Origin of the sequence: Nonomuraea sp. JJY05 (assembly GCF_043496855.1) — a bacterium.
GTDB lineage: Bacteria > Actinomycetota > Actinomycetes > Streptosporangiales > Streptosporangiaceae > Nonomuraea.
The window spans coordinates 51,348-75,727 of record NZ_JBIEIS010000059.1 but is presented as its reverse complement, the minus strand read 5'-3'; the positions used below and the strand labels follow the sequence as shown (position 1 = coordinate 75,727).

Annotated in this window: 26 protein-coding genes and 1 pseudogene; 21 read left to right on the top strand and 6 right to left on the bottom strand. The window is 70.6% G+C overall.

Annotation, left to right across the window (positions count from 1 at the left end; translation table 11 throughout):
* Nucleotides 1–101 precede the first annotated feature (101 nt).
* The 5 genes and pseudogenes from ACFKCF_RS54160 to ACFKCF_RS54140 all read left to right on the top strand — a co-directional run bounded on the left by ACFKCF_RS54160 (nucleotide 102) and on the right by ACFKCF_RS54140 (nucleotide 3,164).
* On the top strand, nucleotides 102–611 hold the full coding sequence (locus ACFKCF_RS54160; protein WP_394504312.1) for a GNAT family N-acetyltransferase: 510 nt from the start codon (nucleotides 102–104) through the stop codon (nucleotides 609–611).
* Nucleotides 612–732: 121 nt separating this feature from the next.
* Nucleotides 733–1,719: an NAD-dependent epimerase/dehydratase family protein gene (locus ACFKCF_RS54155; protein WP_394504310.1), complete on the top strand. Its 987-nt coding sequence runs from the start codon at nucleotides 733–735 to the stop codon at nucleotides 1,717–1,719.
* Between the two features lie 119 nt (nucleotides 1,720–1,838).
* Nucleotides 1,839–2,006: a hypothetical protein gene (locus ACFKCF_RS54150; RefSeq protein WP_394504308.1), complete on the top strand. Its 168-nt coding sequence runs from the start codon at nucleotides 1,839–1,841 to the stop codon at nucleotides 2,004–2,006.
* Between the two features lie 8 nt (nucleotides 2,007–2,014).
* Nucleotides 2,015–2,617: pseudogene (locus ACFKCF_RS54145) on the top strand (MFS transporter); the annotation flags it as partial.
* Between the two features lie 73 nt (nucleotides 2,618–2,690).
* Nucleotides 2,691–3,164, top strand: coding sequence for a hypothetical protein (locus ACFKCF_RS54140; protein ID WP_394504321.1), 474 nt, complete (start codon nucleotides 2,691–2,693; stop codon nucleotides 3,162–3,164).
* Here ACFKCF_RS54140 and ACFKCF_RS54135 read toward each other — a convergent pair.
* Complete coding sequence (locus tag ACFKCF_RS54135; protein ID WP_394504306.1) at nucleotides 3,153–4,019, bottom strand: TIGR03620 family F420-dependent LLM class oxidoreductase; 867 nt, start codon at nucleotides 4,017–4,019, stop codon at nucleotides 3,153–3,155. The genes ACFKCF_RS54140 and ACFKCF_RS54135 overlap by 12 nt on opposite strands.
* Entirely contained in the window at nucleotides 4,016–4,942 is a 927-nt protein-coding gene (locus ACFKCF_RS54130) for an NmrA/HSCARG family protein (protein ID WP_394504304.1), read from the bottom strand. The genes ACFKCF_RS54135 and ACFKCF_RS54130 overlap by 4 nt, the downstream gene beginning before the upstream one ends.
* Nucleotides 4,943–5,038: 96 nt before the next feature.
* Between ACFKCF_RS54130 and ACFKCF_RS54125 the strand changes: the two genes are divergently transcribed.
* A complete protein-coding gene (locus ACFKCF_RS54125) occupies nucleotides 5,039–5,674 on the top strand; it encodes a TetR/AcrR family transcriptional regulator (RefSeq protein ID WP_394504302.1) in 636 nt (211 codons plus the stop codon).
* 32 nt (nucleotides 5,675–5,706) lie between these two features.
* On the opposite strand, the gene ACFKCF_RS54120 is transcribed toward ACFKCF_RS54125, so the two are convergent.
* Both ACFKCF_RS54120 and ACFKCF_RS54115 read right to left on the bottom strand, forming a co-directional pair.
* Nucleotides 5,707–6,096, bottom strand: coding sequence for a cupin (locus ACFKCF_RS54120; RefSeq protein WP_394504300.1), 390 nt, complete (start codon nucleotides 6,094–6,096; stop codon nucleotides 5,707–5,709).
* A gap of 37 nt (nucleotides 6,097–6,133) precedes the next feature.
* Nucleotides 6,134–7,582 (bottom strand): MFS transporter, encoded by a 1,449-nt coding sequence (locus ACFKCF_RS54115; protein ID WP_394504299.1) that lies wholly within the window; start codon nucleotides 7,580–7,582, stop codon nucleotides 6,134–6,136.
* Between the two features lie 372 nt (nucleotides 7,583–7,954).
* Between ACFKCF_RS54115 and ACFKCF_RS54110 the strand changes: the two genes are divergently transcribed.
* From ACFKCF_RS54110 to ACFKCF_RS54100, 3 genes are all read left to right on the top strand, one after another.
* Nucleotides 7,955–10,159: an ATP-dependent RecD-like DNA helicase gene (locus tag ACFKCF_RS54110; RefSeq protein ID WP_394504297.1), complete on the top strand. Its 2,205-nt coding sequence runs from the start codon at nucleotides 7,955–7,957 to the stop codon at nucleotides 10,157–10,159.
* Nucleotides 10,160–10,280: 121 nt separating this feature from the next.
* The gene (locus ACFKCF_RS54105) at nucleotides 10,281–11,489 is read left to right on the top strand and encodes an Ig-like domain-containing protein (protein ID WP_394504296.1); all 1,209 of its coding nucleotides are present in this window, start codon (nucleotides 10,281–10,283) and stop codon (nucleotides 11,487–11,489) included.
* Nucleotide 11,490: 1 nt separating this feature from the next.
* The gene (locus tag ACFKCF_RS54100) at nucleotides 11,491–12,012 is read left to right on the top strand and encodes a GNAT family N-acetyltransferase (RefSeq protein WP_394504294.1); all 522 of its coding nucleotides are present in this window, start codon (nucleotides 11,491–11,493) and stop codon (nucleotides 12,010–12,012) included.
* A 10-nt stretch (nucleotides 12,013–12,022) separates the two neighbouring features.
* Here the strand turns inward: ACFKCF_RS54100 and ACFKCF_RS54095 are convergent, their stop codons facing one another.
* Together ACFKCF_RS54095 and ACFKCF_RS54090 are read right to left on the bottom strand one after the other, a co-directional pair.
* Entirely contained in the window at nucleotides 12,023–12,400 is a 378-nt protein-coding gene (locus ACFKCF_RS54095) for a hypothetical protein (RefSeq protein WP_394504292.1), read from the bottom strand.
* A gap of 80 nt (nucleotides 12,401–12,480) precedes the next feature.
* Nucleotides 12,481–13,437, bottom strand: coding sequence for a radical SAM protein (locus ACFKCF_RS54090; protein ID WP_394504291.1), 957 nt, complete (start codon nucleotides 13,435–13,437; stop codon nucleotides 12,481–12,483).
* Between the two features lie 116 nt (nucleotides 13,438–13,553).
* Here ACFKCF_RS54090 and ACFKCF_RS54085 point away from each other — a divergent pair, with 116 nt between their 5' ends.
* The 12 genes from ACFKCF_RS54085 to ACFKCF_RS54030 all read left to right on the top strand — a co-directional run bounded on the left by ACFKCF_RS54085 (nucleotide 13,554) and on the right by ACFKCF_RS54030 (nucleotide 24,142).
* Nucleotides 13,554–13,877: a DMT family transporter gene (locus ACFKCF_RS54085; RefSeq protein WP_394504289.1), complete on the top strand. Its 324-nt coding sequence runs from the start codon at nucleotides 13,554–13,556 to the stop codon at nucleotides 13,875–13,877.
* Nucleotides 13,874–14,476, top strand: a complete 603-nt coding sequence (locus ACFKCF_RS54080) for a TetR/AcrR family transcriptional regulator (RefSeq protein WP_394504287.1) — start codon at nucleotides 13,874–13,876, stop codon at nucleotides 14,474–14,476. Before ACFKCF_RS54085 ends, ACFKCF_RS54080 begins: the two co-directional genes overlap by 4 nt.
* A gap of 20 nt (nucleotides 14,477–14,496) precedes the next feature.
* Nucleotides 14,497–15,051 carry a GNAT family N-acetyltransferase gene (locus ACFKCF_RS54075; protein ID WP_394504285.1) on the top strand — a complete coding sequence of 185 codons (555 nt, stop codon included), beginning with the start codon at nucleotides 14,497–14,499 and terminating at the stop codon, nucleotides 15,049–15,051.
* Nucleotides 15,048–15,353 carry a DUF952 domain-containing protein gene (locus tag ACFKCF_RS54070; protein ID WP_394504284.1) on the top strand — a complete coding sequence of 102 codons (306 nt, stop codon included), beginning with the start codon at nucleotides 15,048–15,050 and terminating at the stop codon, nucleotides 15,351–15,353. The genes ACFKCF_RS54075 and ACFKCF_RS54070 overlap by 4 nt, the downstream gene beginning before the upstream one ends.
* A 147-nt stretch (nucleotides 15,354–15,500) precedes the next feature.
* Nucleotides 15,501–15,875, top strand: coding sequence for a nuclear transport factor 2 family protein (locus ACFKCF_RS54065; RefSeq protein ID WP_394504282.1), 375 nt, complete (start codon nucleotides 15,501–15,503; stop codon nucleotides 15,873–15,875).
* 687 nt (nucleotides 15,876–16,562) lie between these two features.
* Nucleotides 16,563–16,817 (top strand): hypothetical protein, encoded by a 255-nt coding sequence (locus tag ACFKCF_RS54060; protein ID WP_394504319.1) that lies wholly within the window; start codon nucleotides 16,563–16,565, stop codon nucleotides 16,815–16,817.
* Between the two features lie 520 nt (nucleotides 16,818–17,337).
* Nucleotides 17,338–19,041, top strand: coding sequence for an enoyl-CoA hydratase-related protein (locus tag ACFKCF_RS54055; protein WP_394504280.1), 1,704 nt, complete (start codon nucleotides 17,338–17,340; stop codon nucleotides 19,039–19,041).
* Entirely contained in the window at nucleotides 18,989–20,587 is a 1,599-nt protein-coding gene (locus ACFKCF_RS54050) for a helix-turn-helix domain-containing protein (protein ID WP_394504318.1), read from the top strand. The genes ACFKCF_RS54055 and ACFKCF_RS54050 overlap by 53 nt, the downstream gene beginning before the upstream one ends.
* A gap of 120 nt (nucleotides 20,588–20,707) precedes the next feature.
* The gene (locus tag ACFKCF_RS54045; protein ID WP_394504278.1) at nucleotides 20,708–21,712 is read left to right on the top strand and encodes a tyrosine-type recombinase/integrase; all 1,005 of its coding nucleotides are present in this window, start codon (nucleotides 20,708–20,710) and stop codon (nucleotides 21,710–21,712) included.
* Nucleotides 21,713–21,788: 76 nt separating this feature from the next.
* A complete protein-coding gene (locus tag ACFKCF_RS54040; RefSeq protein WP_394504277.1) occupies nucleotides 21,789–22,040 on the top strand; it encodes a helix-turn-helix domain-containing protein in 252 nt (83 codons plus the stop codon).
* A gap of 540 nt (nucleotides 22,041–22,580) precedes the next feature.
* Nucleotides 22,581–23,396, top strand: a complete 816-nt coding sequence (locus ACFKCF_RS54035; protein WP_394504275.1) for a MerR family transcriptional regulator — start codon at nucleotides 22,581–22,583, stop codon at nucleotides 23,394–23,396.
* Nucleotides 23,397–23,620: 224 nt separating this feature from the next.
* Nucleotides 23,621–24,142, top strand: coding sequence for an ATP-binding protein (locus ACFKCF_RS54030; protein WP_394504273.1), 522 nt, complete (start codon nucleotides 23,621–23,623; stop codon nucleotides 24,140–24,142).
* The last annotated feature ends 238 nt before the right edge of the window (nucleotides 24,143–24,380 follow it).

Below are 24,380 nucleotides of genomic sequence, written 5' to 3'. Positions count from 1 at the left end.
GCCGCCGGCCCGCCGCCGGCCCGCCGCCGGCCACGCCCGCACCGGTCACGCCCCGCGTACCGCAACCACCAACCCCATGACCCACGAAGGACCAGCACACCATGTCACACACCTGGATCACCCGGCCCGAGACCCCGCAGGACATCCCCGCGATCCGCGCGGTCGCCCTCGGCGCCTTCCCCACGCCGCTGGAGGCCGACCTCATCGAGGCGCTGCGCGTCGATGAGGCCTGGTCGCCCGAGCTGTCGATCGTCGCCCAGGCGCCCGACGGCACCGTGGCCGGGTACGCGCTGCTGACCCGCTGCCACGTCGGCACCGCTGCGGCCCTGGCGCTGGGCCCGTGCGCGGTCCTGCCGCAGTACCAGCGGACCGGCGCCGGCTCGGCCGCCATCCGCGCCGGCCTGCGGGCCGCACGCGACAAGGGCGAGAACCTCGTCCTCGTGCTCGGCCACCCCGAGTACTACCCGCGCTTCGGCTTCACCCCGGCCTCGGCGTACGGGATCCGCCCCTCCTTCGAGGTGCCCGACGAGGCGATGATGGCGCTCGTCCTCGACGAGTCCGTCCCGGTGCCCGGCGGCACCATCGTCTACCCGGCGCCCTTCGGCGTCTGACGCTCATCAGGCCTGCCCGGGACGTGGTCCCGGGCAGGCCGCCCCTCCGCTGTGGGCGAACCGGGTGCGCTGTCAGTGAACCCGGCCGGGTGGGCGGCGTTGGCGGTGATTGGGTGTCGGGATGGAAATCTTGGTTCTGGGGGGAACGGCGTGGCTGGGCCGCGAGCTGTCGCGGCAGGCGATCGAGCGCGGCCATCGGGTGACGTGCCTGGCGCGCGGCGAAAGCGGGCAGGTCGCCGAGGGAGCGAGGCTGGTGGCCGCCGACCGCCGTGACCCTTCGGCGTACGAGCCGCTGCTCGACCGCGAATGGGACGCCGTCATCGAGGTGTCATGGCAGCCGGGCTTCGTCCGGGAGGCCCTGCACGCGCTGGGGGGCCGGGCCCGGCACTGGGCCTACGTCTCCTCCGTCAGCGCCTACGCCTTCCATGCCGCGCCCGACGCGGACGAGTCCACGGCCCTGCTGCCTGCGACCGATCGCGACGAGGTCGACCGCGACCTGTACGGCGAGGCCAAGGCCGCCTGCGAGCTGGCGTCCGTGGCGGCCGTGGGCGAGCGCCTGCTCATCGCCCGCGCGGGCCTCATCGGCGGCCCGGGCGATCACAGCGGACGCACCGGCTACTGGGTGAGCCGGGCCGCCCGCGACCGGCAGGGGCCGATGCTGGCGCCCGACGCTCCGCAGTTGCCGACGCAGGCGATCGACGTACGGGATCTGGCCGCCTGGCTGCTGGATGCCGGGGAGAAGGGCATCGTCGGCACGTTCGACGCCGTCGGGCCGGTCGTTTCGTTCGGGGAGTGGCTGGAGCTGTCGCGTACCGCCGGCGGGCACACCGGCCCGGTCGTCACCGCCGACCCGGCCTGGCTGCTCGCCAACGGTGTCGCGCAGTGGATGGGGCCCGAGTCGCTGCCGATGTGGCTGGCCGAGCCGGGCTGGGAAGGGTTCTCGGCCCGGACCGGGGCCGCGGCACGCGCCGCGGGTCTGCACCATCGGCCGAGGGCGCAGATGCTGGCCGACACGCTGGATTGGGAGCGCGAGCAGGGGCTGGAGCGCACGCGGCGGGCCGGTCTCAGCACCCAGCGGGAGCGCGAGCTGCTCGAGGCCCTCGGCTGACGGGCCGCGCCGGGCGGGGCTGCACCACGGGTTGAAGCTCTCCCGTCCGCCGGCCCAGCGCCGTCGCCCGGCGGGCGGCGCGAACTCTCCGGGATCGGTTCAACGACAGCCTTGAAGCCATGAGTGCTGACGACGACGAATCGATGGCCGGTGCGTCCCGGCCCGGGGCGGGGCTGCTGGGCCCGATGATCGTGCCGGCGGGCGGGGTGCTCGTCGGTGCGATCAACATCTATCTCGCGGCGAGCCTGCTGCCGACTTCACGGCGGGCTCGCTGGCCTGCGCGCTGAGCCCGGCGATGGTGGTGCTGCTGGTCTCGCGCGGCGTCCAGGGGCTCGGCGCGGGGCTGCTGTCCGGGCTGGGGTTCGCCGTCATCCGGTCGGCGCTGCCGCCCAGGCTCTGGACGCGCGGCACGGCGCTGATGTCGGCGATGTACGGTGCCGGCAACTTCGCCGGTCCGGCGCTCGGCGGCCTGTTCGCCCAGCTGGGCTCGTGGCGGCCGGCGTTCGCGGTGATGGCGGCGCTCTCGACGGTGTGCGGCGTGCTCGTGCCGCGCGTGCTGCCGCGCAGCGGCCACGGCGACGCACGCCGGCCGGTCCCGGTCGTGTCCCTGCTGCTGGTCACGGCGGCGGCCGGGGCCGTGAGCGTGGCGGGGGTGCTGCCGGGCACGGTCGCGAAGGCGGCCGGCATCGGGGTGGCGTCGGTGCTGGTGGCCGGGTTCGTCATGCATGAGCGGGGCAGTGAGCTGCGGGTCTTGCCACATGCGACCTACCAGGGCGGTTCGTCGTTGAAGTGGGTGTATCTGACGCTCGGGCTGCTGGCGTGCGGGGTGGCGGCCGAGTCGTTCCTGCCGCTGTTCGCTCAGCGGCTGGCCGGGCTGGCGCCGCTCGTCGCGGGGTTGTTCGCCGCGGCCGTCTCGTTGGGCTGGTCGCTCACCCAGCTCGGCAGCTCGGCGGTGACGGGGCAGGCGCGCGGTGCGCCGGTTGTGCCTGCTCGGCCCGGTGCTGCTGGCCGCCGGCCTGTTCGCGCAGGGGTTGCTGCAGCGCGAGCAGGCGCCGCTCTGGCTGGTGGCGGTGTGGGTGCCGGTGCTGCTCGTGGCGGGGGCGGGGATCGGGCTGGCCTATCCGCATCTGTCGGTGGCCGCGATGTCCAGTACGCGGGATCCGGAGGAGGGCGGGCGGGCGGCCGCGGGGATCGCCACGGTGACGAGCCTGTCGATCGCGTTCGGCACGGCGGTGGCGGGGGCCTTGGTCAACCTGGGCGGCGGGTCGATGCTCGACTCGGCGCGGTACGTGCTGTTCGGGCTCGCGCCGCTGTGCGCGATCGGCGCTCTGACCGCGCACGCGGCCAACCGTACCGACCCCTCGCTGACCGCGCCGCCGACGGGGAGCCCGTCTTCGACCCGCCCGGCCACCCGTGCTGCCGGTGACGGCCGTTCACAGCAGTAGCGCGGCCAGCTCCTCCCATTGACGCAGCGGCGGCCGCTGCGGTGTGGCCGTCAGCACGTGCAGGCTGACGTGGTCCGCGCCGGCCTCGAGGTGCTCGCCGACGCGGCGGGCGACGTCCTCGGGGCCGCCGCTGGCCACCAGCGCGTCGACCAGCCGCTCCTCCAGCGACTCGGGGTCGTCGAAGCCCAGCCGGCGCAGCAGCGTGAGCCGGTTGGGCAGGGCGGCGGCCGCGTGGGCGCGGGCCAGCTCGGCGGCGCGGCGGCGGGAGGGGTCCAGGACGGTGAGCTGGGTGACCGCGAGCAGCGCCCGCGGGCCGAGCAGGTCGCGGGCGTGGCGGGTGTGCGCGACCGGCATACCCAGGGGGTGGGCGCCCGCGGCCCGTTCGGCGGCGAGCCGGAGCATCTTCGGGCCCAGCGCGGCCAGGATGCGGGGGGTCGCGGGGGCCGGCGGGCCGAACGGGGCGGCGTCCATCGCGTCCAGGTAGGCGCGCATGGTCGCGACCGGCGGGCCGAAGCGGTGGCCGCGTACGTCGGTGACCAGGGCGGGGTGGCCGACTCCGAGGCCGAGCAGGAACCGCCCGGGGAAGGCCTCGGCCAGGGTGCGCTGCGCGGCCGCGGTGGTGACGGCGTCGCGGGCGTACATGGCGGCGGTGCCGGTGGCCACGGCGGTCCGCCGGGTGAGCGACAGCAGCAGGGCCGCCTGGGCCATGGCCTCGCGGCCCGTCGTCTCGGGGAACCACAGCGCCGGGTAGCCGAGGTCCTCGACGGCCGCGGCGGCTTCACGCAGGACGGGGGCGGGGTAGCGGTCCAGTTCGCCCGCCCAGATGCCGACCTGTCCGAGCTCGGGTGCGTTCATCGGGCGCTCTGAGCGCTCAGGAAGCCGCCGATCCGGGCCGCGCCGGTGCGGGCCAGCCAGGTGCGCAGATCCATCAGGCCGGGGTGCAGCGCGCGGGCGAAGGAGACGTCGGCGCGCCAGCCGCGTTCGTTGAGCCAGGTGTAGGCGAAGGCGAACTCCTGTCCGGCCCGGGCGATCACCTCGATCGGCAGCTGGACGTAGGGCAGCGGCCGGCCGATGGCCTCGGAGATGGCCGCGGTGATCTCCAGCGGGGTCAGCTCGTCCCCGGCCAGGTCGACGGCGCGGCCGATCCACTCCTGCGGCCGGGCGAAGGCCAGCGCCGCGAAGTGGCCGACGTCGTCGACGGCCATGATCTGCTGCGGCACGGCGGGCTCGAACGCGGTGGTCACAGCGCCGTCGTGCAGGTGGTAGGCGCCGGTGTAGTTCTCCATGAACGAGACCGGGCGCAGGAAGGTCGCGGGCAGGCCCAGCCGGGTGATGTGCTGCTCGATCCGCCATTTGCTCACCACGTTCTGCGGCAGTTTCTCGGTGTTGTGGCGGCCGGCGCCGGCGACGGAGGCGTAGACCAGGTGCTGCACGCCGGCGGCGTGGGCGGCGTCGGCGACGTTGCGGCCCCAGGTGACCTCGTCATCGGCGGTGAAGCCGGGCGGGGTGCCGGGGGAGCCGACGGTGGGCTGCACGCTGAACAGGCCGTAGGCGCCCTCGGCCGCGGCGGTGAGCGAGGCGGGGTCGTCCATCTCGGCGCGTACGAGCCGGGCGCCCGCCGCTGCCAGGGCCCGGGCCCCGGCGGCGGCCGGGTCGCGCGTCACCGCCCGTACCTGCCAGCCGTCGGCGAGCAGCCGGGCCGTCACGGCGCGGCCCTGCAGGCCGGTGGCCCCCATCACCACGATGGTCTTCACGATGGTGTCTCCCCAGATAGGCATGCGGAGGCCACCCACCTAACCGGGGTGGCCCTCCGTTTCTGGGTGAGTACGATATGGAGGGCCACCCCGTTTTTGCAAGCCCGCTGGAGATCCCCCATGCCGCACGACAGCCGTACGACGTCGCCCGAGCGGCCGATGCGCGCCGACGCGCGCCGCAATTACGACCGCCTCCTGGCCGCGGCCGCCGACGCCATCGCCGAGCAGGGAGCCGAGGCGTCCCTGGAGGAGATCGCCCGGCGCGCCGGCGTCGGCTCGGCCACGCTGCACCGGCACTTCCCCTCCCGCCAGCAGCTGCTGGAGGCCGTCTTCCGGGACAAGGTCGAGGCCCTGTGCGCCACCGCCGCCGACCTGGCCGGCGACCCGGACGCGGGGCACGCGCTGGTGACCTGGCTGGGCGCCGTCGCCACGCACGTCGTCTCCAACCGCGGCCTGGCGGCCTCGCTGATGCGCGGCGCCCACGACGGCGACTCCACCCTGGGCGCCACCTGCCACACGATGATCGTGAACGCCGGCGACGGCCTGCTGGCCCGCGCCCGCCGCGCGAACGCCGTACGAGCCGACGTCGCCATCGTCGACCTGCTCACCCTCGTCAACGCCATCTGCCTGGCCGTCGAACACGAACCCGACGGCGCGGCCCAGGCCGACCGGCTGCTCGACCTCGCCCTCACCGGAGTGGGCCCCACCCGCGAGACGACGGCGCGTCCGGCGGGCGGCGGTGGCGATCTAGGGTGATGTCATGCTCATGCCACCTGCGGTGACCTCGCCTAGGCTTCGGCGCGTTTCTCCAGCCGGCTGCCCCGCGGCAGGGTGACGGCCATGATGTTGCTGGGGATGTCCAGCTCGATGCGGTGCCATCGCCCCCGCGGGACGATGGCGGCGGTCCCGGCTGTCAGCCTGATCTCCTCCTCCTCTTGCCCCGGCCGCTCCGGCCGCAGGTAGAGGCGGATCTTCCCGACCAGGCAGGAGACGACCTCCTCGGCCTCGGGATGCACCTCCCAGTGGTCGGCATGGACGTCGGCGCCGGTCTTGGCGTGGAAGGCCGTCAGCTGCCAGCCGTCCTGGTCGGCGTCCGCTGCGACTTTCCCGGTGTGGATCTTGCCGCTTTGGCGCAGGTGAACGGAGGACGCGAAGAGATCGATCCGGTTGACAGTCATGCCGGGACGCCCCTTTCTACGGTTGTCGGATCGCCCGTCAATCCCGGACGGACAGCGAAGCACGGTCATCGGCCTGCTCAGGCTGCGGGGGCGTGCTGGCCCGGCGCAGGACCGTGAGGGCGATGAGGACGGCGCCGAGCAGGAGCACCGCACCAAGGCTCAGACCGAGCGCGTAACCGTCGTTGAGGGTCTCGGGCGTGACGGTCGGCCCGGTGCGGCGGTGCGCGAGCGTGCCGAGAACGGCCAGCCCGAGCGAGGCGCCGATCTGGCGCGAGCTGTTGAGCAGGCCTGAGGCGGTACCGCTCTCGCGGGGCGCGACGCCGACGGTCGCGGTGGAGACGACCGGTCCGAGGCAGAGCCCGAAGCCGACGCTGGCGAGGATCGAGGGCCCCAGGACGTCCGTGACGAACGCGCCGTCGGAGCTGATCAGGCCGAACCAGGCGAACCCGGCCGCCGTCAGCAGCCCACCGAAGACCAGCAGGGTGCGCGGCGCGAGACGATAGCCGAGCCGGACGGCCAGCACGGAGCCGGCGACCACGCCGAGCGCGAACGGCAGGAACTGCACCCCGGTCAGGGCCGGCCCCGTCCCGAGCACGCGCTGCAGGTAGAGGGAGGCGAAGTAGAACGCCGCGGCCATGGCCGCCCCGAGCAGGAGGTTGAAGGCGTTCGCGCCGGCGACCGAGCGGTTGGCCAACAGGCCGAGCCGGATCAGCGGCTCGCGGCCGGTGGTCCGCTCGACGTGGACGAACGCGGCCAGCAGCCCGGCGGCGATCGCCAGCGTCGTCACCGTGACCGGCGAGGTCCACGCGTACTGGTCGGTGCGGACGATCCCGAACACCAGCAGGGTCATGCCCGCCGTGGCCAGCACCGCACCGAGCACGTCCGGACGGCCACCGCGCGCCGCGGGCGGCCCGGCGGCCACAGCCCGCCAGGTCAGCGCCAGCGCGCCGGCGGCCATGGGCACGCTCACGAACATCACCCAGCGCCAGCCGGCGTACTCGGTGAGCAGCCCGCCGATCAGGACGCCGAGCGCGCCCCCGGCGGCGTTCGTCGCACTCCAGACGCCGAAGGCCCGCACGCGGGCCTTGCCCGCCGGGAACGTCGTGGTCAGCAGCGCCAGCGCGGCCGGAGCCAGCGCGGCCGCCCCGATGCCCTGCGCGGCCCGGGCGGCGACCAGCTGGCCGGGATCCTGGGCGAAACCGCCGGCGAGCGAGGCGAGAGCGAACAGGGCGAGCCCGAGCAGCAGGACCGGCTTGCGGCCGTAGCGGTCGGCGGCCTTGCCGCCCAGCAGGAGCAGCCCGCCGAAGGTGAGCGCGTAGGCGTGGATCACCCACGTCAGGCCCACCGCGCTGAAACCGAGGCCGGCCGCGATCTGCGCAAGCCCGACGTTCACCACCGACAGATCCAGCGACACCATGAACTGCACCACGGCCACCGCGGCGAGGGTGAGCCCCGGCCGGGCACCCGGCTCGCCGGGCACGCTCACACCTGCTGATTGTCTCCTGGTCAACGCGACTCAGTCCTTCGAACCGCGATGCGGGCGGGGGAGCAGCCCGGCAGTCCGGTGAATGTAGCGGCTGGGGTTCTCATGACCGCAATCGTCGTCCAGCTGCTGCTCGGGGGCGTCCTGCAGGCGAAGACATCTGCCGCTACCGCGCCGGGACCAGCCACCGGCCTGACTACGACGCCGGGAGTAGTCGCGGATGCGGCCGGATCTTTCGGGGATCGTACGAGCGGCCGAAAGACGCCTCGCGTGCCGGCCGATAGACGCCTCGCGTGCCGGGCGATCCGCTGAGCGCGCGGCGGCTTGCCCGAGCTGGTTTACTCTTGCGACAAAGCAGGCGGGAGAGGGGTTTGTGTGAAGGCCGGCGCGGATGGTCCACCCGTTTCATCCTTGGATGCCGTCCTCGAACGCATCACCTACGCCAACGAGGAGACCGGCTACACCATCGCCCGCGTCGCCACCGAACGCTCCGGCTCCGAGCTGCTCACCGTCGTCGGCCCGCTGCTCGGCGCCCAGGTCGGCGAGTCGCTGCGGCTGCTGGGCCGCTGGAGCTCCCATCCCCGCTACGGCCGCCAGTTCGAGGTGCGCTCCTACACCACCGTCCTGCCCGCCACCATCCAGGGCATCCGCCGCTACCTCGGCTCCGGCCTGATCAAGGGCATCGGCCCCAAGATGGCCGAGCGCATCGTCGACCACTTCGGCACCGACACCCTCGAGGTCATCGAACAACAGCCGCAGCGCCTGGTCGAAGTGCCGGGACTGGGACCCAAACGCACCAAGATGATCGCCGCCGCCTGGGAGGAACAGAAGATCATCAAAGAGGTGATGATCTTCCTGCAGGGCGTCGGCGTGTCCACCTCGATCGCGGTGCGCATCTTCAAGCAGTACGGCGAATCGTCGATCTCCGTCGTCAAGACCCGCCCGTACCAGCTGGCCGACGACGTGTGGGGGATCGGCTTCAAGACCGCCGACACCATCGCCCAAGCCGTCGGCATCCCCCACGACAGCCCCGAACGCGTCAAAGCCGGCCTGCGCTACACCCTGTCCCAGGCCGCCGACGACGGCCACTGCTACCTGCCCGCCCCCAACCTCGTCGCCGACGCCGTCAAGATCCTCGACGTCCCCGCCGACCTCGTCACCACCTGCCTCGAAGACCTCATCGAAGCCGAAGGCGCCGTACGCGAACCCATCCCGGCCGGCGACAACGTCGTACCGGCCGTCTACCTGCCGCCCTTCCACCGCGCCGAGAACTCCCTGGCCTCCGGCCTGCTCTCGCTCCTGCGCTCCGGCCACGACCGTCTCAAAGCCTTCGCCGACGTCGACTGGGAACGCGCCGAGACCTGGCTGCACGGCCAGACCGGCGCCGAACTCGCCCCCGAGCAGCGCCAGGCCGTCCGCCTGGCTTTGACGGAGAAGGTCGCCGTCCTGACCGGCGGGCCCGGCTGCGGCAAGAGCTTCACCGTACGCTCCATCGTCCTGCTGGCCCGCGCCAAACGCGCCAAGGTCATCCTGGCCGCCCCCACCGGCCGCGCCGCCAAACGCCTGGCCGAGCTGACCGGCCACGAGGCCACCACCGTCCACCGGCTGCTGCAGCTGCGCCCCGGCGGCGAGGCCACCTTCGACCGAGACAACCCCCTGGACGCCGACCTCGTCGTCGTCGACGAGGCCTCCATGCTCGACCTGCTGCTGGCCAACAAACTCGTCAAGGCCGTCGCGCCGGGCGCCCACCTGCTGTTCGTCGGCGACGTCGACCAGCTGCCCTCGGTCGGGGCCGGCGAGGTCCTCAAAGACCTGCTCGCCTCCGACGACATCCCGCGCGTACGGCTGACCCAGATCTTCCGCCAGGCCCAGGAGTCCGGCGTCGTCGTCAACGCCCACCGCGTCAACACCGGCCACCACCCCATCCTGCAGGGCATGAACGACTTCTTCCTGTTCCCCTGCGAGGAGGCGGAGGACATCGCCGCCCTGACCGTCGACGTCGTCGCCCGCCGCATCCCCCGCCGCTTCGGCCTCGACCCGCGCCGCGACGTCCAGGTCCTGGCCCCCATGCACCGCGGCGCCGCCGGCGCCGGCGCCCTCAACACCGCCCTGCAGGAAGCCCTCACCCCCGCCCGCGAGGGCATGCCCGAGCGCCGCTACGGCGGCCGCGTCTTCCGCGTCGGCGACAAGGTCACCCAGCTGCGCAACAACTACGACAAGGGCGCCGCCGGGGTGTTCAACGGCACCGTCGGCATCGTCACCGACATCCGGCCCGACGAGCACAAGCTCACCGTCGTCACCGACGAGGAGGAGGCCGTCGACTACGCCTTCGACGAACTCGACGAGCTCGCCCACGCCTACGCCGTCTCCATCCACCGCTCCCAGGGCAGCGAATACCCGGCCGTCGTCGTCCCGCTGGCTACCAGCGCCTGGATGATGCTGCAGCGCAACCTGCTCTACACCGCCATCACCCGGGCCAAGAAACTCGTCGTCATCGTCGGCTCCCGCCGCGCCCTGGCCCAGGCCGTCCGCACCAAGGGAGCCGGACGGCGGCACACCGGCCTGACCCACCGCCTCTGACGGGCCCTTTCCCAGTCACAAGTGATTGAAATGTGACCGAACTCTCCCAAATGATTCGTCGTCTTACATGCATCAGCATTAAGGTTTTTGAGGTGCGTTTGGTGTCATGGGGGAAAGGACAGTGTTGAACGTTACGCCCGCTTGGAGGAAGCCCGCCACCGCAGTCGCGCTGCTCACCGCAGCCGCCCTGACGGCCTCATGCTCATCGGGCACCACCCCCGGCGGCGGCAGCGGGGGAGCGGGCGCGCCCGAGGCCACCACGTCCGCCACCCCCCAAGCCCCCACCGTCAAGATCAGCCCCGCCGAAGGCAGCGGCAAGGTCAACCCCGAAAAGAAGATCGTGGTGACCGCTGACGGCGGCGCCCTCGACAATGTCACCGTCGAGGCCTCGGGCGAACAGGTCGAGGGCAAGTACAACACCGACAAGACCAAGTGGGTCTCCAAGACCGCACTCAAGCCCTCCACCGACTACACCGTCAACGCCACCGCCGGCGCCACCACCGCCACCAGCACGTTCACCACCGCCAAACCCGAACGCGCCCTGCAGATCGCCGACGTGACCCCCCACGCCAAGGGCGAGACCATCGGCGTCGGCGCCCCCATCATCGTCACCTTCAACCAGCCCGTCACCAGCAAGGCCACCATCGAACGCGCCCTGGAAGTCGAGGCCGAAAAGCCCGTCACCGGCGCCTGGCGCTGGATCAACGACACCGTCGCCATCTACCGCACCGCCAAATACTGGCCCGCCCACCAGAAGGTCACCCTCAACGCCCGCATCACCGGCATCAAGGGCGGCGACGGCCTGTACGGGGTCAAGGACTACACCGCCACCCTCAAGATCGGCGCCAGGCAGATCAGCAAGGTCGACACCAAAAAGCACATGATGTACGTCTACAAAGACGGCAAACGCGTCCAAACCATGCGCATCAGCGCCGGAATGGCCACCACCCGCGAATACACCACCACCTCCGGCGTCCACCTCACCATGGAACGCGGCAACCCCGTGCGCATGATCTCCCCAGGCCGCAAAAAGGGCGACCCCGGCTACTACGACGTCATGATCGACCACGCCGTCCGCATCTCCAACTCCGGCGAATACGTCCACGCCAAGGACAACGTCTGGGCCCAAGGCGTCCGCAACGTCAGCCACGGCTGCCTCAACGCCCGCCCCGACCAGGCCAAATGGTTCTACGAAAACTTCCAGCGCGGCGACGTCGTCGACATCACCGGCACCACCCGCAAACTCGAATGGAACAACGGCTGGGGCTTTTGGCAACTGCCGTTCAAAGAGTGGAAGAAGGGCAGCGCCCTGAAGAACACCAAGGCCTGACATGCCCCACCCCAACAACACCCTGCTGCGCATCCGCGAAGGCCGCGACGGCGACGTCCCCATCGTCTTGGGCATGTTCGACAGCGCCGTCGCCTGGCTCACCGCCCGAGGACGCACCGGCCAATGGGGCACCAACCCCTTCACCGGCAACGACCGCCGCACCCGCCAGATCACCGGCTGGCTCCGACTCGGCGGCATGCGCATCGCCGAACTCGACGACCACCCCGCCGGCTGCATCGTCGTCGGCGGCGCCCACGACTACGTCGCCCCCGCCACCGAACCCGAACTCTACATCCAGGCCCTGGTCACCGACCGCCGCTACCACGGCCAGGGCGTCGGCCGCGCCCTGCTCGACTGGGCCGTCGCCGAAGCCGCCGAACGCGGCGTCGGCCTGCTGCGCGTCGACTGCTACGCCGGCGACGACGGCCGCCTGGTCACCTACTACGAAAGCTGCGGCTTCACCCGCACCGCCCCCTTCACCGTGGGGGAGTGGCCCGGCATGCTCCTGCACCGCCGCCTCTAGCCTGCCGCCTCTAGCCTGATCGCGGCGTCAGCGCCGCCGACGCCGCGATCAGCCGCCGCACCCCAGGACGCGCCACATCCTCCACCCGCCGCACCTTGATGTGCCGCGCCGCCTTGCCCGTCCCCTCCAGCAACCCCTCGCCGTCATGCTCCAGCAGCTCCACACCCCGGCCGAACATGATGTTCACGTACGCCCCGTGCAACGCGATCGCCGCCACCACCCCCCGATACGTACCAGGCTGAAACGTGTACGCGATCAGCCGCGCCGACGCGTCCACCTCCACCACCGCATCCGGCACGACCTCCTCGATCAGAGCCGTCGCCGCCACCGCCAGCTCCCGCACCGCAGGAGCGCACCCCGCCAGCAACCGCTCAACCTGCTCCTCCATAGCGGCACCCTACCCGCGCCACCTGGACCCCCAAGGCCTCTCACACCAGCGCCGGCTGCGCCCCCCGGACCGCCAGAGCCTCACACCAGCGCCAGCTGCGCCGCCTGCGGCCGCCGCGGCCCCACCTCCGGCGCCCCGCACCCCATCCCGTACACCTGACACAACTGCGCGATCTGCCCAGTGATGCGCCGCTCATAATCCGGCGACGGCAGCCCCGCCCGGTCGTACAACTCCTCATAGCGCTCCACCAACTGCGGATGCGCCCCCGCCAGCCACTCCACATACCATGACCGCGTCCCCGGCGGCAGCCGCAACACCACCGGCTCCACCGCCCGCGCCCCCGCCGCCGCGATCCGCCGCACCGTGGCACCCAGCTGATCGGCCGCGTCACTGAGCAACGGCAGCACCGGCGCCATCAGCACCCGGCACTCCACCCCGGCCTCCACCAGCGCCGACACCAGCTCCAGCCGCGCCTGCGCGGTCGGCGCCCCCGGCTCCACCGCCCGCCGGATCCGCTCGTCCACGAACGCGATCGACACCGCCACCCGCGCCCCGGCCCGCGCCAGCAAAGCGGCATCACGCAGCACCAGCGCGCTCTTGGTGTAAACGGTGAACGGCACCGCCGCCTGCGACAGCGCCCCGATCACCCCCGGCATCAGCCGATACGTCTCCTCGGCCGCCTGATAACAGTCGCCGCTGACCCCCACCGCCAGCTCCTGACCGTCCCAGCGCACCAGCTCCGCCCGCAACCGGGCCACCGCGTTCGGCTTCACCACGATCCGCGTGTCGAAATCCCGCCCCGCATCCAGCCCCAGCCGCCCATGACCCGCGCGGGCACCGCAACCGCGGCAGGCATGGGCGCAGCCACGGTAGGGGGAGACCGCCCACCCCTGCGCGATGCCCGCGGTCTGCGGCACCCGCTCGATCATCGTGCGGGCCTGCAACTCGTAAAAACCGTCTCGCACCACCGCACGCCGCTCGATCAGCGGACGCTCATCAGCGGCCTCGTCGACAAGCGCAAGCGCGTCCCAACCCACACCCACCAATGGAACACGCATTCGACAGCCTTTTCAAGCAGTTCCGCACAACCGCGCCCGCCACGGACCCCAGTTAAAATGGCACGAACGTACCACTTTTAGTCTGGGGGACCCCCATGCCCTGGCTCCTGCTCGCCCTCGCCATCGCCACCGAAGTCCTCGCCACCACCGCACTCAAACTCAGCAACGGCCTCACCCACCTCGGCTGGACCATCGCCGTCGCCGCCGGCTACATCACCTCCTTCACCCTCCTGTCCCAAGCACTCAAACACCACCTCGACATGGGCACCGCCTACGCCGTCTGGTCCGGCGCCGGCACCGCCGCCATCGCCCTCATCGGCGCCACCTTCATGGGAGAGACCCTCACCCCACTCAAGATCGGCGGTATCCTGCTCATCATCGGCGGCGTCGTAGTCCTCAACCTCGCAGGTGGCCATTGAACCCGCACCAGGACGACCACCCGGCAGGGGAGCGGCACCACCCACCCGCCACACCCGCACAAGCACGCGGACGCCGCCGCCGCGCCACCCTCCTGGCCGCCGCCGTCGACCTCCTCACCCAAGGCGGCTTCGCCGCCGTCACCCACCGCGCCGTCGCCCACCACGCCAACCTCCCCCTCGCCGCCACCACCTACTACTTCGCCTCCCGCGACCACCTCCTCGCCGAAGCCTTCGCCCAACTCGTCGAAACCGAACTCGCCACCACCCGCACCTGGATCACCGACCACGGCCTCACCGCCCTGACCGACCAGATCGCCACCGCCGACCGCACCCGCCAACTCGGCCTCTGGGAGCTCTACGTCCACGCCGGCCGCGACCCCGCCCTCCAGCAGATCGCCCGCCGCTGGGCCGACGGCTGCATCGCCATCATCGCCGACACCCTCCACCTGCCCGCCACAGACACCCGCGTCCGCCTCCTCTACGCCACCCTCAGCGCCCTCTGGCTCGAACAGGTCGTCGAGCAACGCCCCCTCGACGAAGCCCGCACCCTCCTCACCCTCGCCGTCAAAACCGCCGAAAACGCATTGCCGCCCCCCTGACCCCTCCCTACACTTCCTCCGTGCTCAAACCCCGCTACCCGATCATCACCGACCGCCTCCTGCTGCGCCCCTTCGCCCCCCACGACCTCGACGCCGTCCACGCCTACGAATCCCGCCCCGACGTCGCCCGCTACCTCTACTGGGAACCCCGCGACCGCGACACCGCCAAAACCTTCCTCGACAAGAGGGCCACCCGCACCGCCCTCCACGACGAAGGCGACGCCATCGACCTGGCCATCACCCTGCGCCACACCGGCCGGCTCATCGGCCAAACCCTGCTCATCTGGACCAGCAGGCAACACCGCCAGGGCGAAATCGGCTACATCCTCCACCCCGACCACCACGGCCACGGCTACGCCCCCGAAGCCGCCCGCGAAATGCTCCGCCTCGGCTTCGACGACCTCGGCCTGCACCGCATCACCGGCCGCCTCGACGCCCGCAACACCGCCTCCGCCCGCGTCCTGGAAAAACTCCACATGCGCCGCGAAGCCACCCTCATCGACAACGAATACGTCAAAGGCGAATGGACCAGCGAAACCATCTACGCCATCCTCCACGCCGAATGGACCCCATGATCCACCACTTGGCCCTGCGCACCGACTGGGAAACCGCCCAGAAAGCGGGGGAGTACCGCATCTCCACCCTCGGCCACACCCTCGACGAGATCGGCTTCATCCACTGCAGCCGCGACCTGACCCAGCTACGCGGCGTCCACACCACCTTCTACGCCCACGTCACCGAACCCCTGCTCATCCTCGACATCGACCCCACAGGTCTCGACGTCCGCCTCGAAAACGGCTTCCCCCACCTGTACGGGCCCCTGCCCATCACCGCCGTAACCGCCGTACACCCCTGGTCACACCACAGGGGAGCGTGACACCGCAGGGGAGCGGAACGCCACGGGGCCACCCTCCCAGCCGGACATGGACATTCCTCCAGCGTGACGCCACGGGGGAGCGGACACCCACCTCGACCCCGCGCAAACCCCCACCCGCGCACCCCGGCCAACCCCACAATGGGCACCATGGACACCCGAACGGCCGCCCAACGATTCGCCGACACCTGGCAACACGGCTGGACCCACCACGACACCGCCGCCATCATCACCCTCTACCGCGACGACGCCGTCCACACCAGCATGCCCTTCCGACCCCCACACCAGGGCAAACAAGCCATCGCCGACTACATCCAATGGTCCTTCACCGGCGAGACCAACCCCCACGTCACCTTCGCCGACCCCATCGTCGACGGCGACACGGCCGCCATCGAATTCCGCGTCCACGCCCACGACAACGGCCGCCCCATCACCCTCGCAGGCTGCGTCTTCGCCCGCTTCGACCCCGACGGCCTCGCCACCGAGACCCGCGACTACTGGCACACCGCCGACGGCCACCAATAACCCCGGTCACCCCGCACCCGGCCACCGGCCCGCACAGCCGGCCCCCGCACCCCCGCGCGGGACAAACACGCCTGAACGATCAGCGCACCACCCGCAGCGGCGTCCGCACCGGCATGGCAGCCGCCACCGGCACAGGCACAGGCGCCGCAGCCGGCTCCGGACGCACCATCTGCTGCGTCTGCTGTTGGGACTGCTGTTGGGACTGCTCCTCAGCACGCCGCTCCGCGCACCCACCCGCGCAGTAACCGTTCGTCAGAATGAGGCGCCCCCGCAGCGGCGTGTATGCCTCCTTACCCGTCGCAGGCACGACCCCCTGACACACCGGGCATAACACCGACTGGCTCCCCACGTGCTGCTCCTCTCGCGGCGCGAATAGCAGGACTTCCACCTTAAAACCACACCTCGCGCCAAGGACAGCGAATCAACAGAACGTCAAACTCTCCGTAAGCGCCCAGGGAAGCCCGCCATACCACCGCGCGAGAACACGAAACCCCCGCTCAACCCCCGAAACCGGCCCCCGACCCACCGGCTGGAACCCGACCGCGCAGCCGGGAAAAAATCCCATCAGACCCACCGGTCCCACCCGCCGAGGGGAGCGGCAGACCCCTCCCGAAAGCTGCTACTTGACATAATGTTCATTATCAAGCAATCGGCATGAACCGTCCGAGCGTGGGAAGACGCCTTAACATGCCCGCCTTGGAGATCACAACCCCCGGTCTCGTCGCACTCACAGGCGTGATCACCGCCCTGGCCATCTGGCTGATCATCCTGGCCGTCCGGCTCACCAGGAACCCGCGCAACCGGCCCGGCGTCAGCATGGACATGGTTGATCAAGCCCGCGAGCTCAAGGCGCTCGGCCAGATGCAGGAAGCCGTGTTCTTCGTACGCGGCGAGACCGGCATGAGCCAGCGGGCCGCCGCCCGCTTCGTCAAGCGCCTGTGACCCCCTCCCGGCCCTGAACTCGACATTTCATCCCATACCGTACAGAAGCTGAATTCTGTCTGGTATGGGATATAAAGCAGCAAACAGCGCCTAAAGGGCTGCGACGTCAGGTCACGCCATTCCCCCGTGTCCGCTCCCGCCGACGCGCTCGCAGGATGGCGGCAGTCGCGGACGCCGTCGAGGCTGCGCGGGTTGCGTCATGGCCGCGCAGGGCCTCCTCTCGCGGCCCGCTCCCCCGGGTTGGAGCTCCCGGATGGGGGGTTTCGTTTCGGGCGTCACGTACGGTCGCGCTCCCACCACAGCGGATGTTTCGGGCAAAGTGGGTCAATTGGGGCTGGTCAGGGCGGGTTTTTGCGGAGAACCGTCACCAGCAGTGGACGATCCGTGTCAGCATCAAAGGTATGTATGGGCCATATGGGACTGTCTTAAATGCGTGGGGCCGGATGGAACGCCCCTCCCGCTAGCGGTCCCCTGCCCCTGAACTCCGTGTCGTTCTCCTTGCCTGGAAAGAAGTCCCCCGTTGCGTATCTTGCTGCTGTGCTCCTCGTTCAACGGCCTGACCCAGCGTTGCTGGCTGGAGTTGCGCCGGGCCGGTCATGACGTCGGCGTCGAGCTGGCCGTGTCGGAGCAGGCGATGGTGGAGGCGGCCGAGCTGGCCAAGCCGGATCTGGTGATCTGCCCGTTCCTGAAGGATCGGGTGCCTGAGCAGCTGTGGCGGACGCATCGTACGGTGATCATTCACCCGGGTCCTCCTGGGGACCGGGGGCCGTCGTCGCTGGATTGGGCGATTTTGGAGGCCGAGTCCGAGTGGGGGGTGACGGCGTTGCAGGCGGTTGAGGAGATGGACGCGGGTCCGATCTGGGGTTTTCGGACGTTTGCGATGCCGTCGGAGGCGCCGCGTAAGTCGGCTTTGTACAACGGGCCGGTGGCGGATGCGGCGGTGGAGTTGGTGGTGGAGGTGGCTGCCAAGGCGGCGGATCCGTCTTTTGCGCCGGTGCCGTTGGATTACCGGTCGCCGGAGGTGCGGGGGCGGTTGCGGCGGGCGATGCGGCACTCTGATCGGGAGTTTTCGTGGGAGGAGTCGACGGAGGAGATCGTTCGGCGGGTGCGGGCGGCTGATGGTGCGCCTGGTGGGCGGTCGGTGTTGTGTGAGGTGCCGGTGCGGGTGTTCGACGTGTATCGGGGTCCGGAGCTTGGGGGGCGGCCGGGTGAGGTGGCGGCGCGGCGTGAGGGTGCTGTGCTGGTGAACACCGGTGATGGGTCGGTGTGGGTGGGGCATGTGCGGTTGGAGCAGGAGGGGGCGATCAAGCTTCCGGCTGCGTTGGCGTTGGGTGATCGGGTGGCTTCGGCGCCGGAGCGTTCGGGGTACAGCGAGATCACGTATGACCGTAGTGATGGTGTGGGGGTGGTGAGTTTCGACTTCTACAACGGGGCGATGTCGTCGGATCAGTGTCGGCGGTTGGCGTCGGCGTTGCGGTATGCGGTGGCGCAGGACACGAGGGTGTTGGTGGTGCGGGGTGGGGAGACGTTCTCCAACGGTATTCATCTGAATGTGATCGAGGCGTCGCGTCATCCGGAGTTGGAGGCGTGGATGAATATCAATGCGATCAATGGGGTGTGCCGGGAGATCGTGGGGTGTACGAGTCAGCTGGTGGTGACGTCGATCGCGGGGAATGCGGGTGCTGGTGGGGTGATGATGGGTCTGGGGGCGGATCGGGTGATCATCCGGGATTCGGTGGTGCTGAATCCGCATTATCGGACGATGGGGTTGTTCGGGAGTGAGTTCTGGACGTATGTGTTGCCGCGGCGGGTGGGGGCGGAGACGGCGCGGCGGTTGACGCGGCAGGCGTTGCCGGTGGGTGCCGCTGAGGCGGTGGAGTTGGGGTTGGCGGATCGGATGCTGGGGGGTTCGCGGTCGGACTTCGAGCGGCGGGTGCTGGAGTACGCGGAGCGGTTGGCGGCGGATCCGGGATATGATCGGCTGCTTGCCGGTCGGCGGCAGGCTCGGGAGGTGGATGAGCGGCGTAGGCCGTTGGACGCGTACCGGGCTGAGGAGCTGGCGGAGATGAGCCGGGACATGTTCGATGATCGGCATGAGTTCCGGGCGGCGCGGCGGGCTTTTGTGCACAAGGTGCGGGCTGAGGCGACTCCGGAGCATTTGGTGCGTCATAGTGAGTTGTCCGGCGCGTCGGCGCCTGCTGGGGCTGGGGCATCTCATATGTGAGATATGGTCTCGTGTTGTGTCAGATGATTACCTTGTACGGATCGGCCGGTTGATCCGGGATGCGCGCCAGCACCGTGGTTGGACGCAGCTGCAGCTGGCGGATGCTCTGGCGACGTCGCAGAGCGCGGTCAACCGGATCGAGCGCGGCAACCAGAACATCAGTCTTGAGATGATCGCCCGGATCGGTGAGGCGCTCGACAGTGAGATCGTCTCGCTGGGGTATGCGGGGCCGATGCATCTGCGGGTGGTGGGCGGCCGCCGGCTGTCAGGCAGCATCGATGTCAAGACGTCGAAGAACGCGTGCGTGGCGTTGTTGTGCGCGTCGTTGCTGAACTCGGGGCGGACGATCCTGCGCAAGGTGGCGCGGATCGAGGAGGTCTACCGGATCCTGGAGGTGCTGGCCTCGATCGGGGTGCGGGCCCGGTGGATCAACGAGGGCAGCGATCTGGAGATCGTTCCTCCGGCTCGGCTGGAGCTGGAAGCGATGGACACGGAGGCGGCGCGCCGTACCAGGAGCGTGATCATGTTCCTGGGGCCGTTGATGCACCGTACGGAGCAGTTCCAGATCCCTTATGCGGGGGGCTGTGATCTGGGGACGCGTACGGTGCAGCCGCACATGTCGGCGCTGAAGCATTTCGGGCTGGACATCACGGCGACGGGCGGGTTCTATCACGCGCGGGTGGATCGGGGGGCGGCGCCGTCGCGGCCGATCGTGTTGACCGAGCGAGGTGACACGGTGACGGAGAACGCGCTGCTGGCGGCGGCGCGGCACGACGGGGTGACGGTGATCCGTAACGCCTCCTCCAACTACATGGTGCAGGATCTGTGCTTCTTCCTGGAGCAGCTCGGCGTGCGGGTGGAGGGGGTGGGGACGACGACGTTGACGGTGCACGGGCTGCCGGACATCGAGCGGGATGTCGACTACTCCCCCTCTGAGGATCCGGTGGAGGCTATGAGCCTGCTGGCGGCGGCGGTGGTGACGTCGTCGGAGCTGACGATCTGCCGGGTGCCGGTGGAGTTCCTGGAGATCGAGCTGGCGGTGCTCGAGGAGATGGGCCTCGATTGCGATCGGGGGCGGGAGTACGCGGCGGCCAATGGTCGTACGCGGCTGGTGGATCTGACGGTGCGGCCGTCGAAGCTGGTCTCCCCCATCGACAAGATCCATCCGATGCCGTTCCCGGGGCTGAACATCGACAATGTGCCGTTCTTCGCGGCGATCGCGGCCTCGGCGCAGGGGTCGACGTTGATCCATGACTGGGTCTACGACAATCGGGCGATCTATCTGACGGAGCTGACGCGGCTGGGGGCGTCGGTGAAGCTGCTGGATCCGCATCGGGTGCTGGTGGAGGGGCCGACGCGGTGGCGCAGCGCGGAGATGATGTGCCCGCCGGCGCTGCGGCCGGCGGTGGTGGTGCTGCTGGCGATGATGGCGGCGGAGGGCACGTCGGTGTTGCGGAACGTGTACGTGATCAACCGCGGGTATGAGGATCTGGCGGAGCGGCTGAACGCTCTGGGGGCGCGGATCGAGACCTTCCGCGACATCTAGGGCGCTCGCCCTGGCACCGGCGCCTCGGTGTTGAGGCGCCGGTCCCGGACGGGTGTTTCTGTCGGTGCCTGCCGCTACCGTCGTGCTTGGTTCTTCGTGGCGCGAGGGAAGGGGTGGCCGGTGCGGCCTGCGGAGCTCGACCGGTTGACGGTGGCGGAGGCGGCTGACCGCTATGTGGAGCTGGTGCGGGCGCGGACGGTGACGGGGGCGTTGTCGCCGTCGACGGCGGAGGTGTATGCGCGGGATGTGGCGACGCTGGTGGAGTTGGCCGGCGCGGATGTGGTGCTGGACGATCTGACCGGCGCGGATGTGGATGCGCTGCTGCTGGCGTTCGCCCGCCGGCCGGATGGGCGGTTGCGTACTCCGGCCGGGGGGCAGTCGCCGTCGTCCCAGGCGCGTTTTCGGCGGTCGATCTCGGCGTTGTTCAAGCATGCGACGCTGGCGGGGTGGGTGCAGATCAATCCGATGACGGCTTCGACGGTGACGTCGAAGGAGCGTGGGGGGTTGCGGCCGCAGCGGCGGGCGTTGACGCGGGAGCAGGCGCAGGGGTTGATCGGGGCGGCGCGGACGTTGGGGGACGATCCCCCGCCCGAGGGCAAGCGGCGTGATCAGCGTACGGAGTTGCGTGATGCGGTGATCGTGCTGTTGCTGGCGACGGTGGGGCCGCGGGTGTCGGAGTTGGTGCGGGCGAATGTGGAGGATTTCTTCACCAACGACGGGGTGCGGTATTGGCGGATCTTCGGCAAGGGCGGGCGGACGCGGGATGTGCCGTTGCCGGATGATGTGGCGGGGGTGTTGCAGGAGTATCTGGCGCGGGGGCGGCCGGCGGTGGCCGAGAAGGCGCTGCTGTTGTCGTGGCGGGGGCGGCGGCTGGCGCGGGGCGATGTGCAGGCGGTGATCGATCGGGTGCAGCGCCGGGTGGATCCTGATCAGCAGCGTTCGGTGACGCCGCATGGGTTGCGGCATACGACGGCGACGCATTTGCTGGCCGATGCGGTGGACATGGACGCGGTGCGGCGGGTGCTGGGGCACAGCGATCTGGCGACGTTGGGGCGGTATCGGGATGAGCTGCCGGGTGAGCTGGAGGTGGCGATGCGTGCTCATCCGTTGTTGCGCGGCCGGTGAGGTGGTCTCCCGGGCCGCGCTCGATGGGAGCGATAACTATACCGGTATTTGTATCGGTGGGTATAGAGTGGGTGTCATGGTACGACCTCCGCTGACCCCCGAGGAGCGGCTGCGTGGCGAGCAGCTCGGCTTGGTGCTGCGCCGGGCCCGTGGCGAGCGCAGCATCGTCGAGGTCGCCGCTGCGGCGGGGATGTCGGCCGAGACCCTTCGCAAGATCGAGACCGGCCGGATCGCGACGCCGGCGTTCTTCACGATCGCCGCCCTGGCCGACGTGCTCGGCATCTCGCTCGACCACCTGGCCACGCGCTCCACTCCCGCCCCTACCTGACCTGCGGGCCGGGAAGGTGGCGGTGCTCTCCCCCGCCGCTTCCGCATGGCCGCGGGTCTTTTCGTGAGCGCTCAGCATCGTCGGCTTCGGGCCGGTCGCCCTCGGAGGTCATGCGCGGCCGGGGTGGTTGACCTTGACGCAGGGTCAATCTCTCAGCATGGTCGCCATGACCATGAGGATCGAGGTGGCGGAGCCACGGCAGGCGTCCGGTGATCGCCGGGGCAGATCTGATCGTTCCCGCAGGCACCGTCTTCGGCCTGCTGGGGTCCTACGGGGCCGGCAAGACCACCGCGGTCCGGATCCTGCCCGCGCTGCTGCCCGCGTTGTTGCCCGCGTTGTTGCCCGCGGACGCCGGGCGGGCCGGGTTCGCCGGGTCGTCACCTCGATCGGCGTCGCGCCGAGGATGTGGCCGGGCGGCTGCCGGAGCGATTCCAGCCGGTGGCTGCCGGGGATCGGCGTGCGGTGACGTACTCGGGCGGTATGAAGCGGTGCTCGCGGCGCTTGTGCCGGACGCGCGCCGCGAGCTAGGAGACTGATCTGATGCTGACCATCGGCGAGCTGGCGTCGTATGCCGGGGTGACGGTGCGTGCGGTGCGGCACTATCACGCCAAGGGGTTGTTGCCGGAGCCGGAGCGGGACCGCTCCGGCTATCGCAGGTACGACGCCGGCGCCGTGGTCGAGCTGATCAAGATCCGGACGCTCGCCGCGGCCGGGGTTCCGCTGGCGCGGGTGCGGGAGCTGCTGCGGGCCGATGAGGAGGAGTTCGCCGCGGCGGTCGCGGACATCGACCGGCGGTTGCGGGCGGAGATCGCGCAGCGGCAGCGGCTGCGGGAGCGGATCGCCCGGCTGGCCGCCGGGGACCAGCTGGTGCTGCCGCCGGAGGTGGTCGAGTTTCTCGAGCGGCTGCGGGCGCTCGGGGTCGACGAGCGGATCGTGGCGGTCGAGCGTGACGGCTGGATCCCGCTGGCCGCGCACTCCCCCGAGCGGGTCGCGGAGTGGGTGGCGCGCAAGCGGGAGCAGATCGCCGATCCGCAGCTCGTCGACTTCTATCTCACGCTGGGGCGGGCTCTCGACCGCAGCGCCGGTGATCCGGGGCTGGTCGAGCTGGCGGACAAGCTGGCCGCCTACATCACGCGGATGGCCGACGAGCAGGGCGAGGACTACGTCGACGTGGCCGGCGTCGAGCCGCCGTTCGTTCAGTTGATGGACGATCTGGCGTTCGACACGGCGCCGCCGGCCCGCCGGTTGATCGAGCTGTTGAAGGAGCGCGGCTGGACGGGCTGGACCCGGCTCGAGCGCGTGGACCCACCACCCGGAGCAGGGCCGGGAGACAGCGCGGTGCGGCGTTCGCGGTGACGCGGGCGGGGCCCGGCGAACTGGGCGGCCCGCAGGCGGCCTGACCACTGGGACGCTCGCCACCCGCGGCCGGGCGGCCCGAGGGCGGCCTGATCACCGGGACGCTCGCCACCCGCGGCCGCAAGGCCTTCGACGGCCAGCGCTTCGGACCGTCGTCGGCCACCGGGACGACGCCGAAGCCGTACCGGATTTCCGCTGTGCCCGCTGCGCTAGCGTTGGGCTCCATGATCGTATGGCTCAACGGCACCCACGGCGCAGGCAAGACGACGACCAGTGCGCTCGTGCAGCCACTGATCCCGGATTCACGGGTGTTCGACGCCGAGAAGGTCGGCGAGACACTCACGGACATCACGCCGGGGCTGCCCTGGACGGGCAACTTCCAGCACTGGCCGCCGTGGCGGCCGCTCGTCGTCGAGACCGCCCGCCACGTACTCGACTACACCGGCGGCACTCTGGTGATCCCCATGACTGTCCTGGTCGAGCAGTACTGGCGGGAGATCAGCACGGGCCTCGCCCACCACGCCATTCCGGTACGGCACTTCGTCCTCCACGCTGATCAAGACACGCTGCGCGGGCGGATCGAGGGGGACACTGTTCTTGGCCCTTCCCCGTTCCGTCTCCAGTACCTTGAGCCCTACGCCGAGGCGGCGCGCACGTGGCTACACGCCGAGGCCGAGGTTGTCGACACCACGCATCTCACGCCCGCCCAGGCCGCCCTGCAGATTGCGGAGGCCGTCAAGGGTTGAGGCCGGCCCGCTCCTTCGTCTGCCTGCGCACCGGCCGGGCCGCGTCCTGCTCGACGCGCTGCCATACGCCACGTCAAACCCGGCCTCGAGGCCATTTACGCCGTCGTCGAGGGCCCGGCTCCACCGTGCCGCCGGTACTGACATCGTCGATGCCGGCGAGTTCATGGACAACGGCCCCGGCTCTCGCGGCCTTCCCAGGCACCCAGGCCCGGCTGCCCCATCCCACAGCGCCGGGAGG

Excerpts from the sequence above, each read along its gene's own strand:
- ACFKCF_RS54085 (WP_394504289.1), top strand. The coding sequence starts at position 13,554 with ATGCCCTGGCTCCTGCTCGCCCTCGCCATCGCCACCGAAGTCCTCGCC.
- ACFKCF_RS54160 (WP_394504312.1), top strand. The coding sequence starts at position 102 with ATGTCACACACCTGGATCACCCGGCCCGAGACCCCGCAGGACATCCCC.
- ACFKCF_RS54150 (WP_394504308.1), top strand. The coding sequence starts at position 1,839 with ATGAGTGCTGACGACGACGAATCGATGGCCGGTGCGTCCCGGCCCGGG.
- ACFKCF_RS54030 (WP_394504273.1), top strand. The coding sequence starts at position 23,621 with ATGATCGTATGGCTCAACGGCACCCACGGCGCAGGCAAGACGACGACC.
- ACFKCF_RS54070 (WP_394504284.1), top strand. The coding sequence starts at position 15,048 with ATGATCCACCACTTGGCCCTGCGCACCGACTGGGAAACCGCCCAGAAA.
- ACFKCF_RS54100 (WP_394504294.1), top strand. The coding sequence starts at position 11,491 with ATGCCCCACCCCAACAACACCCTGCTGCGCATCCGCGAAGGCCGCGAC.
- ACFKCF_RS54095 (WP_394504292.1), bottom strand. The coding sequence starts at position 12,400 with ATGGAGGAGCAGGTTGAGCGGTTGCTGGCGGGGTGCGCTCCTGCGGTG.
- ACFKCF_RS54125 (WP_394504302.1), top strand. The coding sequence starts at position 5,039 with ATGCCGCACGACAGCCGTACGACGTCGCCCGAGCGGCCGATGCGCGCC.
- ACFKCF_RS54155 (WP_394504310.1), top strand. The coding sequence starts at position 733 with ATGGAAATCTTGGTTCTGGGGGGAACGGCGTGGCTGGGCCGCGAGCTG.
- ACFKCF_RS54040 (WP_394504277.1), top strand. The coding sequence starts at position 21,789 with ATGGTACGACCTCCGCTGACCCCCGAGGAGCGGCTGCGTGGCGAGCAG.
- ACFKCF_RS54120 (WP_394504300.1), bottom strand. The coding sequence starts at position 6,096 with ATGACTGTCAACCGGATCGATCTCTTCGCGTCCTCCGTTCACCTGCGC.
- ACFKCF_RS54060 (WP_394504319.1), top strand. The coding sequence starts at position 16,563 with ATGCCCGCCTTGGAGATCACAACCCCCGGTCTCGTCGCACTCACAGGC.
- ACFKCF_RS54035 (WP_394504275.1), top strand. The coding sequence starts at position 22,581 with ATGCTGACCATCGGCGAGCTGGCGTCGTATGCCGGGGTGACGGTGCGT.
- ACFKCF_RS54135 (WP_394504306.1), bottom strand. The coding sequence starts at position 4,019 with ATGAACGCACCCGAGCTCGGACAGGTCGGCATCTGGGCGGGCGAACTG.
- ACFKCF_RS54065 (WP_394504282.1), top strand. The coding sequence starts at position 15,501 with ATGGACACCCGAACGGCCGCCCAACGATTCGCCGACACCTGGCAACAC.
- ACFKCF_RS54130 (WP_394504304.1), bottom strand. The coding sequence starts at position 4,942 with ATGCCTATCTGGGGAGACACCATCGTGAAGACCATCGTGGTGATGGGG.